General features: G+C 61.8%; 11 protein-coding genes. 8 read left to right on the top strand and 3 right to left on the bottom strand.

The genetic code is table 11. The annotated features are described in order from the left end of the window. Positions 1-17 precede the first annotated feature (17 nt). Genes ACYPXD_RS19670 through ACYPXD_RS19655 form a run of 4 tightly spaced genes read left to right on the top strand, consistent with a single transcriptional unit; the run spans position 18 to position 4,462 of the window. Positions 18-1,226, top strand: a complete 1,209-nt coding sequence (locus ACYPXD_RS19670; protein WP_459714779.1) for an ABC transporter ATP-binding protein — start codon at positions 18-20, stop codon at positions 1,224-1,226. A gap of 1 nt (position 1,227) precedes the next feature. Then, positions 1,228-2,289 (top strand): ABC transporter substrate-binding protein, encoded by a 1,062-nt coding sequence (locus ACYPXD_RS19665; protein ID WP_459714776.1) that lies wholly within the window; start codon positions 1,228-1,230, stop codon positions 2,287-2,289. A 52-nt stretch (positions 2,290-2,341) separates the two neighbouring features. Then, positions 2,342-3,625, top strand: a complete 1,284-nt coding sequence (locus ACYPXD_RS19660) for an ABC transporter permease (RefSeq protein ID WP_459714774.1) — start codon at positions 2,342-2,344, stop codon at positions 3,623-3,625. 12 nt (positions 3,626-3,637) lie between these two features. Beyond that, positions 3,638-4,462 carry an ABC transporter permease gene (locus ACYPXD_RS19655; RefSeq protein ID WP_459714771.1) on the top strand — a complete coding sequence of 275 codons (825 nt, stop codon included), beginning with the start codon at positions 3,638-3,640 and terminating at the stop codon, positions 4,460-4,462. On the opposite strand, the gene ACYPXD_RS19650 is transcribed toward ACYPXD_RS19655, so the two are convergent. After that, positions 4,463-4,765: an ArsR/SmtB family transcription factor gene (locus ACYPXD_RS19650; RefSeq protein WP_459714767.1), complete on the bottom strand. Its 303-nt coding sequence runs from the start codon at positions 4,763-4,765 to the stop codon at positions 4,463-4,465. Between the two features lie 14 nt (positions 4,766-4,779). Then, positions 4,780-6,654 (bottom strand): biosynthetic-type acetolactate synthase large subunit, encoded by a 1,875-nt coding sequence (gene ilvB, locus ACYPXD_RS19645; protein ID WP_459714765.1) that lies wholly within the window; start codon positions 6,652-6,654, stop codon positions 4,780-4,782. 507 nt (positions 6,655-7,161) lie between these two features. Here ilvB and ACYPXD_RS19640 point away from each other — a divergent pair. Continuing rightward, positions 7,162-8,196 (top strand): GlxA family transcriptional regulator, encoded by a 1,035-nt coding sequence (locus ACYPXD_RS19640; protein ID WP_459714762.1) that lies wholly within the window; start codon positions 7,162-7,164, stop codon positions 8,194-8,196. Positions 8,197-8,217: 21 nt separating this feature from the next. Beyond that, positions 8,218-8,763, top strand: coding sequence for a G/U mismatch-specific DNA glycosylase (mug, locus tag ACYPXD_RS19635; protein ID WP_459714760.1), 546 nt, complete (start codon positions 8,218-8,220; stop codon positions 8,761-8,763). Here the strand turns inward: mug and ACYPXD_RS19630 are convergent. Further along, entirely contained in the window at positions 8,753-9,775 is a 1,023-nt protein-coding gene (locus ACYPXD_RS19630; protein ID WP_459714952.1) for a LysR family transcriptional regulator, read from the bottom strand. The two genes, mug and ACYPXD_RS19630, sit on opposite strands and share 11 nt — an antisense overlap. A 301-nt stretch (positions 9,776-10,076) precedes the next feature. On the opposite strand from ACYPXD_RS19630, the gene ACYPXD_RS19625 reads away from it, so the two are divergent. Together ACYPXD_RS19625 and ACYPXD_RS19620 are read left to right on the top strand one after the other, a co-directional pair. Continuing rightward, positions 10,077-10,751, top strand: coding sequence for an antibiotic biosynthesis monooxygenase family protein (locus ACYPXD_RS19625; protein WP_459714758.1), 675 nt, complete (start codon positions 10,077-10,079; stop codon positions 10,749-10,751). A gap of 176 nt (positions 10,752-10,927) precedes the next feature. Then, positions 10,928-12,556, top strand: coding sequence for an MFS transporter (locus ACYPXD_RS19620; RefSeq protein ID WP_459714754.1), 1,629 nt, complete (start codon positions 10,928-10,930; stop codon positions 12,554-12,556). Positions 12,557-12,565 lie beyond the last annotated feature (9 nt).

Raw genomic sequence — 12,565 nt, 5'->3', positions numbered from 1 at the left:
TGGATGATCAAACGACCATGTCCAGTCAACCGTTCATTTCATTCAACGGGGTCAGCAAGTCTTATGACGGCGTGCATAGCGTCGTCGAAGGCCTCGATCTCGATGTTGCGCGCGGCGAGTTCGTGTCGCTGTTGGGCCCATCCGGTTCAGGCAAGACGACGACGCTGATGATGCTCGCGGGTTTCGAGTCGCCCACGCACGGCGAGATTCGCCTGAACGGCAAACGGCTCGACGACAAGCCGGCCCATCAGCGCGATATCGGCATGGTGTTTCAGAACTACGCGCTGTTCCCGCATATGACGATCGCGGAGAACGTTGCGTTTCCGCTGTCGGTGCGCAGAATCGGCCGCAGCGAACAGAAGGCGCGCGTGGCGCGCGCGCTCGAGATGGTCGAGCTGCCGCAGCTTGCGGGAAGACGGCCCGCGCAGCTGTCGGGCGGCCAGCAGCAGCGCGTCGCGCTTGCGCGCGCGCTGGTGTTCGAGCCGAGCGTCGTGTTGATGGACGAGCCGCTCGGTGCGCTCGACAAGCGCCTGCGCGAAAGCATGCAGTACGAAATCATGCGCCTGCATCGCGAACTGTCGCTGACGATCGTCTACGTCACGCACGATCAGAACGAAGCGTTGACGATGTCGGATCGCGTCGCGGTGTTTTCCGACGGACGCATCCAGCAGGCGGCAACACCGACCGAACTCTATGAAAACGCCGCGAACGCATTCGTTGCGAACTTCGTCGGCGAAAACAACGGCCTGACCGGCCGTGTCGTCGCGAACAGCGGCGAGTGGGCCACGCTGCGCCTCGCCGATGGCACGCCGATCAGCGGCCGCGCGGGCGCGGGTCTGCGCGATGGGGGTGAAGCGATGCTCGCGCTGCGGCCCGAACGCGCGCATCTCGCCGCCGCGGACAACGCCCCGCCGGCCGGCTCCGCGCGCCGCGGCGAAAGCGAAGAATTCAATGTCGTCCATGCACTGGTGCAAGAACTCGTCTATTGCGGCGACCACCACCGTGTGCATCTGAAACTGGCTCACGGGGAAAGCGTGATCGTGAAGGTGCCGAATACGCAGCACCACGATCTGCCCGCGCTCGGCCATACCGCGGCCGTCACGTGGCGCCGCGACGACTGCAAGGTACTACCCGCACTTTCTGCGCGCGTCGCGGTGACAACCGACGACAACGCAGCGTTTTCGCCTTCATCGTCCGCATCGCCACTTATCGCAGGAGCTAACTAAAATGCACGCTACCCGTTCCCGCATCCGGCACGGTGCCGTTCTGGCCGCCGTTACCGTTTTCTCCATTCTGTCGTCCGCCGCGCATGCCGCCGACACGCTGTCGGTCGTCACATTCGGCGGCGCGTACGAAACCGCTGCAAAAAAGGCCTGGTTCGAGCCGTTCACCGCGAAGACCGGCGTCAACTTCTCGCTGGAATCGTATGACGGCGGCCTCGCGAAACTGAACGCGATGGAACAGGCGAAAAATCCGACCTGGGATCTGATCGACCTCGAAACCAATGACGCGATCACCGCTTGCGACGAAGGCCTGCTGCAGAAGTTCGATCGCAAGCTGCTTGGCAATACGAGCGATTTCCTGCCAGGGTCGATCAGCGATTGCGCGGTGTCGGCCATGGTGTGGTCGACGGTCTACGCCTACGACACGACAAAGCTCAGCACGCCGCCGACCACGATCAACGATTTCTTCGATCTGAAGAAATACCCGGGAAAACGCGGCATGCGCAAATCGCCGAAGGTCGCGATGGAATGGGCGCTGATTGCCGACGGCGTCGCGCCGAAAGATGTCTATAAGGTACTTGGCACCCCCGCGGGCGTCGATCGGGCATTCAAGAAGCTCGATACGATCAAGTCGAGCATCGTGTGGTGGGACGCGGGCGCGCAGGCGCCGCAGCTGCTCGCCGACGGCGCGGTGGTGATGACGCAAGCCTATAACGGACGCATCGACGATGCGATGCACAAGGACAACAAGCCGTTCAAGATCGTTTGGGATGCCCAGGTTTACGACTACGAGTGGTGGGGTATCCCGGCGGGCGCCAAGCATGCGGCCGATGCCACGAAGTTCATCGTCTCGGCTTCGACGCCGCAGGCCTATGCGGACCTGTCGAAGTACATCGCATATGCGCCGCCGCGCAAGGACGCGATTCCGCTGATCGACAAGAATCGCCTCGCCGATCTGCCGACCGCGCCGGCGAACTTCAAGCGGCCGCTGCAAATCAACGCGACGTTCTGGGCCGACAACGCCGATGCGATCAACAAGCGCTTCCAGGTGTGGCTCACGCAGTAACGCACACCCGTGACGCAACCTTGAAGCAACGGTAAGGCAAACAGGCGCGACAATGAACACGACATTGCACCCGCCGGCATCGATCGACGCCGGTTCATGCACTGGCAGCGGCACCGGCAGCGGCAGCAGTGGCAACCGTCCCGCGTGGCGCCGGGCGCGCCGCAAAGCGGCCGTGCAGGCGCTGCTGCTGGCGCTGCCACTGCTCGTGTTCCTGCTTGCGACCTTCGTCGCGCCGATCGCGAGCCTGCTTGCACGCAGCGTGCAAAACCCCGAAGTGCGCGACAGCATGCCGCAACTGACCGCGGCGCTGCACTCGTGGGACGGCAATGGCGTGCCCGGCGAAGCGGCGTTTGCCGCGCTTGCGCAAGGGCTCAAACAGGCCGCCGAAAGCGGCGACCTCGGCAATGTCGCGCGCCGGATGAATTTCTATCAACCGGAATTCCGTAGCCTGCTGATGAAGACCGCGCGCGAAACGCGCTCGCAAACGTCGGCCGCATGGAAGCCCGCATTGATCGATATCGATTCGCGCTGGGGCCAAAGCGAAACGTGGAGGCTGTTGAAGCGAGCGGCCGCATCGCCGACGCCTGACTATCTGCTCAATGCCGTCGACGCACAGGTCACGCCCGACGGATCGGTCAGCCCGGTGCCCGCGGATAGCGCCGTCTACCGCGCCGCGTTCCTGCGCACGGTGCAGATCAGCGCGACGGTGACGCTGCTGTGCCTGCTGCTCGGTTATCCGGTCGCCTATCTGCTCGCTACGCTTGCGCCGAAGCAAAGCAACCGGCTGATGCTGTTCGTGATCGTGCCGTTCTGGACCTCGCTGCTCGTACGCACGACCGCATGGTATGTGCTGCTGCAACCGGGCGGCGTGATCAATGCCGCGCTGATGCGCCTGGGTATTGTCCATCATCCTCTGCCGCTAATCTTTAACCGCGCGGGCGTGCTGATCGGCATGACGCATATCCTGCTGCCTTATATGATTCTCGCCATCTATTCGGTGATGAAGGGCGTGTCGCCGGTTTATGTGCGGGCCGCGCAGTCGCTCGGTGCGCATCCGGTCGTCGCCTTTGTGCGCGTCTATATTCCGCAGACGCTGCCCGGTGTCGGCGCCGGCTGTTTTCTCGTTTTCGTGCTCGCGCTCGGTTACTACATCACGCCCGCGTTGCTGGGCGGCGCCGGCGACGAAATGATCAGCCAGCTGATCGCGATGCAGACGAACGAGCAGTTGAACTGGGGGCTCGCGGGCGCGCTCTCCTGCTACCTCGTGATTTTCACGGCCGTGTTCTATTTCGTGTTCAACCGGCTGGTCGGCATCGACCGGTTGCGATTCGGCTAGCGCGGAGGACTCATGCAAGCTCAAGGTAACCGGATGCTGTCGGAGCGAATTGCGGGCGGGTGGCTGCGCGTGCATAGCGCCGTGATTTTCCTGTTCCTCGTCGCGCCGATTCTCGCGATCGTGCCGTTGTCGTTCAACTCCGGCTCGTTCTTTTCGTACCCGATGGAAGGTTTTTCGCTGCGCTGGTATGCGCAGGCGTTCGGCGCGCACGACTGGCAACTGGCATTTGCGAACAGCATCGGTATCGGCGCCGTCGCGACGCTGATCGCGACCTGCCTCGGCACGCTCGCGGCGCTTGGCCTGAGCCGCTCGGTGTTCCCGTTTCGCACGATCATCATGCCGCTGCTGATTTCGCCGATGATTATCCCGATCGTGGTGGTCGCGGCCGGCTTCTATCTGATCTTCGCGCCGCTCGGGCTCGTGAATTCGTATCTGGGCGTGATCCTCGCGCATGCGGCGCTCGGCACGCCATTCGTCGTGATCACGGTAACAGCCTCGCTGCTGTCGTTCGATCAGAGCCTGCTGCGCGCGGCGTCGGGCCTCGGCGCGCGACCGTGGACGACATTCCGTCGCATTACGTTGCCGCTGATTGCACCGGCCGTTGCGACGGGCAGCGTGTTTGCGTTCGCTACGTCGTTTGACGAAGTGATCGTCATTCTGTTTATCGGCGGCCCGGACCAGCGCACGGTGCCGCGTCAGATGTGGAGCGGCATTCGCGATCAGATCAATCCGTCGATTCTTGCGGTGGCGACCGTGCTGATCGTGTTCGCGACGCTGCTGTTTACCGCGATGAACTGGTTGCGCGGCAGGGCGGCCGCCGCGTCGTCGTCGACCTAGCTACTCAAGCTCTTCCGCAAGCTGCGCGACGAATAGCCGGATCGTATCCTCGTCGCGGCATACATACACCCATTGCCCGACGCGTTGCATCTTCAGCAGTCCGGCTTGCGTCAATATCGCAAGATGCGCGGAAACCGTCGATTGCGACAGCTTCGTGCGCGCGTGGATCGTACCGATCGATACGCTGTCAGGATGATGAGAGCGGTTTTCCGGAAAATGGAGGCCTGGGCTCTTCAACCACCTCAGAATTTCCCGCCGCAGCGGATGCGCCAGTACCTTGTGGATTTTGTCTACGTCGATCATGGGGCACCTGGCGGCTAGAACATATCGGAAGCAGTCTGACCACGCCGGCCATCGGCATCGCGCGAACGCGCTTCCAGCCGGGGTCGCGACGGTATGAACGGTCCCGTGACCATCTCCGAATAGCTCTGGCCTGGCCCGACCATGGGAAATACATCGGCGTTCTGATCGATCATCACTTCGAGGAAAGCGGGCCCGTCGAATTCGACGAAGGCCCTGAGGCTTGCCTCGAGGTCGCCGATCGTCTCGACGCGGCGCGCAAAGTCGAAGCCATCCGCCTTTGCCGACATCACGAAGTCCTTGCTGTGGAGCGCCTTATCGCTGACGCAGAATCGCCCTTCGTAGAAGAGACGTTGCCATTGCCGGATCATCCCGTCGCCGAGGTTGTTGAGCAGCAGCACCTTGACGGGAGCGCCGTAGGTGGTGGCTGTTTCGAGGTCGCCGGCATTCATCCGGATGCTGCCGTCGCCGTCGATATCGATCACCAGTGCGTCCGGTCGCGCGAACTGCGCGCCGATCGCGGCCGGCAGGCCGAAACCCATCGTCCCCATGCTGCCCGAAGTGAGGAAACTGCGCGGTTCGACGAAATCGAAAAATTGCGCGGCCCACATCTGATGCTGACCGACACCCGTGGTGACGATCGCGCGCCCGCCGGTAATTTCACCAAGCAGCTCGACCACGAACTGCGGTTGAATGAGCGGGCTGTTGCGGTCGTAATTCATACCGTAGTTAAGCTTCATCTCAGCGATATGCTCAAGCCAGTCTGAAGGCGACTGTACGTCAGCGCGTTCTTCCATCAGCGACAGCAAGGTATCCTTCGCATCGCCGACATGCGCCCAGTCCGCGCGTTTGATCTTGTTGATCTCCGCGGCGTCGATATCGATATGCGCAACATGCCGCGCGCCGGGCGCGAAAGCATGAGGGCGGCCGCCGGCGACGCGATCGTCGAAGCGCGCGCCGACTGCGATCAGGAAATCGCAATCTTCAACCGCATAGTTCGCACACGCAGCCCCGTGCATGCCGAGCATACCGAGGCGCAATGGATGTTTCGCGGGCAATGCGCCGAGTGCCATCAGCGTGGTGACGACAGGAATGCGGTAGCGCTCGGCAAACTCGCGCAGCTCGGCCGCCGCGCCGGCCGTGATCACCCCTCCGCCCACATACAGCAGCGGCCGCCGGCTTTGTGCGAGAAGTGCGAAGAATTCCGTGCGTTTGCCCGCTTCAAGTCGGGCGCCTTTGGCCACCATGCGAAGGCGGTCGGAGTAGCCGCGAAAATGCAAGGTGCCGTGGCCTTTATAAAAGCCTTGCCAGTTCTGGATGTCTTTCGGGACATCGACGACAACAGGGCCCGGTCGGCCCGTGCGTGCGATGTCGAACGCCGTTCTTAGCGTTTCCTCCAGCTTAGCCGGGTCCGTCACCAGAAAGACCTGCTTCGCACAGGCCGACATGATGTTGAAGACGGGCGCTTCCTGGAATGCATCGGAGCCGATCGCGGCGCGCGGCACCTGTCCGCAAATCAACACGACAGGGACCGAATCGCCATTGCAGTCCGCGATCGGCGTCAGCGCGTTCGTCGCGCCCGGACCGGACGTCACCATAAATACGCCGACCTTGCCGCTTGCGCGCGCATAGCCGGCGGCCATAAAGCCCGCCGCCTGTTCGTTGGCCGGCACGACGAGCTTGATCTGGCGCTCGGGGCTTTGCGCCACCATTTCGTTGAAGCGAAATACGGCGTCGTAGGTCGGCAGGATCGCACCGCCGCTATAGCCGAATACGGTGTCGACACCCTGCTCGCTGAGCACACGCAGAATGATGTCCGCGCCCGACATCGATTCGCCGGTATCCGGCGATGTCGGCAACGCATGGGAAGCAAGGTTCGGGTTTTGGGTCACGGCTGGCTCTCGCACGGCAAAGGGCGCCGGTCTTTCCGGCGCCGGGATCAAACGTCGATATCCCTTCAACTCGAGAACAGCGTATGTTCGGCACCAGCTTATGGACGGTTGCTTCGGCGGGTTCTCCGTATAGCCAGTCCACCTAACATCTTTTCGATGTGCATCTGGAAGAATTGCGAGGGTTGCTATGGGCGATTCTGCCAACGATCGGGACCGTGTGGTCGTGCTATCGAGGCGCTTCGCTGGCCAAAATGAGTGGCATCCAGGACACGAGGGTCCGTGGTCGCGTTTGCGCGACACGCTGCGCCGCAGCATGGGGCGCCGCTTCCCACTTGTTACACCGACGCAAGAGTAAGTTAACGGAAAGGGTGTCCTCGTTAAGCAGGCGTTGAGGTAATCTGGGCCATCGCTCGTTACACGGCATATCGCGATAAATCGAAACAGCCAGGCTCGTGCGACGAGCCGCGGTAGCCGTGAGAACTCGCTGTACTCGACGAAGGTCAGATCATGAAAGTCGCCATGGTTGTGTTCGATGGTGTGCAGGCGCTAGACGTCGCAGGCCCCATGGACGTGTTTGCGGAAGCCAATACGCTTCTTCCCGAGCACCAGAGATATCAGGTCGTGCTCGTCGGCGCGCAGGCGGGCCACGTCACCTGCTCGAACGGCATGCAACTCTCGGTACCTTTCGGCTATGCGGATTTCGACCTGCAGGTGGATTTGCTCATTGTCGCGGGCGGCCCGACGCTGCCCGATTACCGGCCGCGGGCCGAATTGCTGAAATGGCTGCAAAGTCAGACATGGGGTGCCGCGCGATATGGCTCGGTCTGCAATGGCGCATTCGTGCTTGGCCACGCCGGGCTGCTGGACGGCAAGCAGGCGACCACGCACTGGGCCGAAGCCGCGCGCCTCGCTGAGGACTTCCCGCATGCGCACGTGCAGCCCGATCGGATATTTACGCGCGACGGGCGTCTCTTTACGTCGGCCGGCGTGACAGCGGGCATCGATTTATGTCTGGCGCTTGTCGCCGAAGACTGCGGCCACCAGATCGCCGTGCGCGTGGCGAAACGCCTGGTCGTTTATATCCAGAGAGAAGGCGGGCAGTCTCAGTACAGTCCTTACATCGGCATGCGCAAGAGCGAGGATCCGATCATCAGCAAGGTGCACCGGTACGTGACCGAGCATCTGGCCGATGCGCTATCGATTGAACAACTCGCGAAAGCGGTTTCGGTCAGCCGGCGTACGTTCTCGCGGCTCTTTGCGAAATACGCGGAGGTCACGCCGTCCGCGTTTGTGGAACAGGTTCGCGTGGACGCGGCGAGAAAAATGCTTGAAGAAACCGACGCTCCGCTCAAGACGGTCGCATTCAAATGCGGCTTTCATAGTGCGACGCATATGCGCACGACGTTCTCGCGGCGGCTCAACGTAACGCCCAAGCAATATCGGCAGCGGTTTCGCGGCGATGCCCCCAACCAGCAGCCATGGACTTACCACCACGCCGTCGAGCGGGTCGAGTCGAACGACCTCGAAGAAGAGATGGCTTAGGGTAGAGAAACGCTTAGATCGATGTCTTCCTCCGATTCTTTTCAAGGTCTTCCCGATATTCTCGCGCCCGGTTTATCGGTGGTGTTTTGCGGAATCAACCCGGGCATGCTGGCGGCGTCGACGGGCCGCCACTTCGCGGGCCGCGGCAACCGCTTCTGGCGCGTCATGCATCTGGCGGGCTTTACGCCCGAGCAGTTTTGTCCCGAACACGACCGCACGTTGCTGCAATACGGTTATGGGCTGACCACCGCCGTCTCGCGTGCAACAGCACGCGCGGAACACCTGTCGCTGATGGAGCTTAAAGCGGCGGCAGTCGACTTCGAACAGAAAATCGAACGGTATGCGCCGACGTACATCGCGTTCCTCGGCAAAATGGCGCTGTCCGCGATGTCCGGCTCGCGTGATATTCAATGGGGACTGCAATCGGCCGCGTTCGGCGGTGCGCGCGCGTGGGTGTTGCCGAATCCCAGCGGCCTGAATCGCTCATTCAGTCTGGATGCGCTAGTCGGTGCCTATCGCGAGCTTCGACTCGCGGCTGCGTCCGCGCGCATCGGGCTTATGACGTAGCCACACGGGTCGCCTTCCTGGCACGCTTTGCGACCTTGCGTCGGGTGGTGACGGGCGTTGCGGCAGCGGTGCCGTCAATCGCAGCGCCATCGACGGCCGCCGCATTGCCCGCATACTGAAGATGCACATTTCTGCGCAAAGTCCCGGTCACGAACTCGACGAAGGTCCGCACCTTGCCGCTCGCGCCACGCCGTTCCACATGCAGCAGACTCACCGGCGTCGACTCGGGCTCGAAGGCAGTGAGAATGGGCTGCAGACTTCCCTCCAGCATTTCGGGCGCCGCCTGGTACGAAAACAGCTGCGTGATTCCCGCGCCGTCGACAGCGGCCGCGACGGCCACAGGCGCAAGATTGACGATCATCTTCGGCTGAAGCCGGACCGGTAGCCGCAATCCGTTCTCATAGAACAGCCACTCGAATGGATGAGTCACGCCTGTAAAGGACAGACACCGGTGATCGGCAAGTTCTCTCGGGTGAACTGGCTCACCATGCGTGGCTAGATAGGTGGGGGCCGCGTATGTCCGGCGCCTGACAAATCCCAATGGCACGGCGAATATCGACGAATCTCCGAGATGGCCGATGCGGATCGCGATGTCCACACCGTCCTCGAGAAGCCGAGTCGTGCGGTCGTCGTAGACCGCGTTGATGCTGACGTCCGGATAGCGCCGCGCATACGCATTGACGAGCGGAGCGATAAATCGCTGGCCGAACAGCACCGGAGCCGAGATGGTTAGCGTGCCGACCGGGTTGTTCTGATCGACCGCGATATTCGCTTCCGCGTCGGTGATCGTATCGAGCACGCGGCGGCACATATCGAGGTACGACATACCCGCTTCCGTCGGCCGGATCGAGCGCGTGGTTCGCGTCAACAATTGCGTGCCGAGGCGCGCTTCGAGCGAGGTGAGTGCGCGTGAAACCGCAGGGGCCGACATGCCGAGTTTCTCCGACGCGCCGGTGAAACTGCCTCGATCGACGATGGCAACGAACACCTCCATCTCGCGTAATCTGTCCATCCCGCCACCCAACCTTCCCGTGCATTTACCGGTGTCGATTGTAAGCGCGCTGTCATGCGTGCCGGCACCGCGTCCGTTCGACTGGCCAAAGAACGAATAAAGATGGCCAGTCGAAAATCCATTTTTGAAGAGCGGCTTCATCGAGGTATCGATGAGTTGCGTTGGCAAATTTCGCGCACCGATTGGCCCGATTGCCAGACTCCTTCGGCTTTAAGAAACGCCGACCATCCCCGACAATCAATTAACCCACGATGCGATATTGCGATATAAGCATCCCTAACCAGACGAAGGAGTCTGCTCCATGTTTGCTGCAATGCTTGAAGTGAATCCATATGCCGAACAGTTCGATGCCTATCTCGGCATGGCGAAGATGCTTCGGCCGGAACTCGAAGCGACCGACGGCTTTATCGACAACACGCGCTATGCGAGTCTGACGCGGGAGGCATGGCTGCTCTCGCTGTCGAGCTGGCGCGACGAGAAGTCGCTGGTGCGCTGGCGGGTCTCGACGAAACATCACAAAGTGCAGGAAGCGGCGCGCGACCGCGTGTTTGCCGACTATCGGCTGCGCATCGGCCAGGTCGTCGCGGATACGCGGATTCCGGAAGGCCACTCGTTGCAGGAGCAACGTCTCGACGTGACGGAAACCGGCGCCGGCACGGCAGTCATGCTGCTCGACGCGAAACGCTCGCCGGAATGGGTCAAGCAGGCGGGGGCGGATGCAGTCGCGCAATCGGTAGGCCTCGATCCGCGCGCAGCCGGACTTGTTGCCTGGGACGCGTTCCATGCGCTGTTGGCGCCGGGCGATGTGATCGCGGTGGTGACCTGGAAAGATCTGGCCGCCGCCGAGGCGTTCGCGCGCAACATGACGCTGCCCGACGGTGTGCGTCTGCGGCATGTTCGTGTCGTCCGCGAGTATGGAATGTTCGATCGTCGCGAGGCGCCGCAATACTTCGACGAGAAGCAACGCATGGCGTAACCCAGTCGCCTTGCGTACCTGCGGGCGGGCCATGCCCGGCCGGTCGTCTGTTACGTGTCGGACGAAGGGGTTGGCCAGATTGATCAGCAAAACGGCCTGAAACCGCCTGTGACAGCGTTATTCATTTCGGGATCCTCTTTTAGAATTCTGCGGCTCATCACTGGGCGGCGACGCTTATGAACACCACCGTGAACCTCTGGAAAACCGCAACGGACGACGAGTCGCTCGCGCAATCGTCATTGCCGGCCGCTGCGCCGCACGCGCAGCCGCCTACGCAACCAAAGGCCGCACAGCCGAAGCTGACGCCGCGACTCGCCGCCGGGCTGATCGGCATGCTGCTTGCGTCGCTATCGGCGATTCTGAACCAGCAGGTCACTGCGCAAGCCATGACGGACATTCGCGGCGCGCTTTCGATCGGGCACGACGACGGCAGCTGGCTGACGGTTCTGTTCGAAGCCGCCAACGTTTCCGCGATGGTGTTTGCGCCGTGGTTCGGCGTGACGTTCACGCTCAAGCGATTCGCCATCGGCGCCATGCTGGCCACGATGCTGTTTGCCGCGCTGTGCCCGCTTGCACCGAATCTGTCCGCGCTTTACACGTTACGGGTATTGCAAGGCGTTTCCGGCGGATGCCTGCCGCCCATGCTGATTATCGTGGCGCTGCGCTATCTGCCACCGAAAATCAAGCTATATGGCCTCGCCGGCTATGCGCTCACAGCGACCTTCGGGCCGGCGCTCGGCACGCCGCTCACAGCGTTATGGACCGAGTATGCGAGCTGGCGAATGGCGTTCTGGCAAGTCGTGCCGTTAGGCATTGTGTGCTGCTTCGCGATCCACATCGGGCTTCCTGACGATCCTTTAAAGATCGAGCGATTTCGCTCATTCAACTGGAGCGGGTTCTTTACCGGCTTTCCGGCTATCGCGATGCTCGTTATCGGCCTTCTGCAGGGCGATCGCCTCGACTGGCTGAACTCGGACTTTATCTGTGTGATGCTCTATGGAGGCGCGCTGTTGCTCGTGGCGTTCCTGATTAACGAGTGGTATCACCCGCTGCCGTTTTTCAGGCTTCAGCTGCTTTCACGCCGGAACTTCACGCACGGACTGACCACGCTGTTCGGCGCGGTCGTGCTGTTGACCGGCGTTGCCGTGATACCGGCGCAATATCTCGCGAAAGTTCACGGTTACAGGCCGCTGCAGACCACGCCCTTAGCGTTGCTGGTCGCCATTCCACTGCTGCTTGCGCTGCCCTTGACAGCGGCCGTGCTGAACATTCGCCGTGTCGATTGCCGTTGGGTGATGGCCATCGGCCTGGCGCTCATGGCAAGCACCTGCTTCATGGGCAGCTTTGTCACGTCCGACTGGGTGCGCGAGAACTTCTACTGGTTACAGTCATTGCAGATCGCCGCGCAACCGATGGTGATCATGTGCATTCTGATGGGCGTGACGACGGGCTTGCCGCCGACCGAAGGGCCCTTTGCTTCGGCGGTGTTCAATTCGCTAAAGACCTTCTCGGCGGCGGTCGCCACGGGTCTGATCGAAGGTCTGGGCACGGCTCGCGAGCATTTCCATTCGAGCATGCTCGTCGATCACGTCGGCAACAACATGCTGGTGACGAGCCAGAGCGTCGATATCGCGCATGGTCTCGGCGAACTCGCTCATCGGATACACGAACAGGCGGTGGTGCTGACCTCGGCCGACCTCTATCGCGTAATGGCAGGTGTCGCGCTCTTACTTCTCATGCTTGTTCCGGTTTTGCCTGTGCGTATCTATCCGCCATGGAGCACTACGCAGCCTTCTTCCCGTTGAACGTCGATA

The sequence above is a fragment of the Paraburkholderia sp. 2C genome (assembly GCF_054589215.1).
Note: the sequence above shows the minus strand (reverse complement) of the source record. Positions and strands in the feature narration are given on the sequence as shown.

Excerpts from the sequence above, each read along its gene's own strand:
- ACYPXD_RS19620 (WP_459714754.1), top strand. The coding sequence starts at position 10,928 with ATGAACACCACCGTGAACCTCTGGAAAACCGCAACGGACGACGAGTCG.
- ACYPXD_RS19625 (WP_459714758.1), top strand. The coding sequence starts at position 10,077 with ATGTTTGCTGCAATGCTTGAAGTGAATCCATATGCCGAACAGTTCGAT.
- ACYPXD_RS19665 (WP_459714776.1), top strand. The coding sequence starts at position 1,228 with ATGCACGCTACCCGTTCCCGCATCCGGCACGGTGCCGTTCTGGCCGCC.
- mug (WP_459714760.1), top strand. The coding sequence starts at position 8,218 with ATGTCTTCCTCCGATTCTTTTCAAGGTCTTCCCGATATTCTCGCGCCC.
- ACYPXD_RS19640 (WP_459714762.1), top strand. The coding sequence starts at position 7,162 with ATGAAAGTCGCCATGGTTGTGTTCGATGGTGTGCAGGCGCTAGACGTC.
- ACYPXD_RS19655 (WP_459714771.1), top strand. The coding sequence starts at position 3,638 with ATGCAAGCTCAAGGTAACCGGATGCTGTCGGAGCGAATTGCGGGCGGG.
- ACYPXD_RS19660 (WP_459714774.1), top strand. The coding sequence starts at position 2,342 with ATGAACACGACATTGCACCCGCCGGCATCGATCGACGCCGGTTCATGC.
- ACYPXD_RS19630 (WP_459714952.1), bottom strand. The coding sequence starts at position 9,775 with ATGGACAGATTACGCGAGATGGAGGTGTTCGTTGCCATCGTCGATCGA.
- ACYPXD_RS19650 (WP_459714767.1), bottom strand. The coding sequence starts at position 4,765 with ATGATCGACGTAGACAAAATCCACAAGGTACTGGCGCATCCGCTGCGG.
- ACYPXD_RS19670 (WP_459714779.1), top strand. The coding sequence starts at position 18 with ATGTCCAGTCAACCGTTCATTTCATTCAACGGGGTCAGCAAGTCTTAT.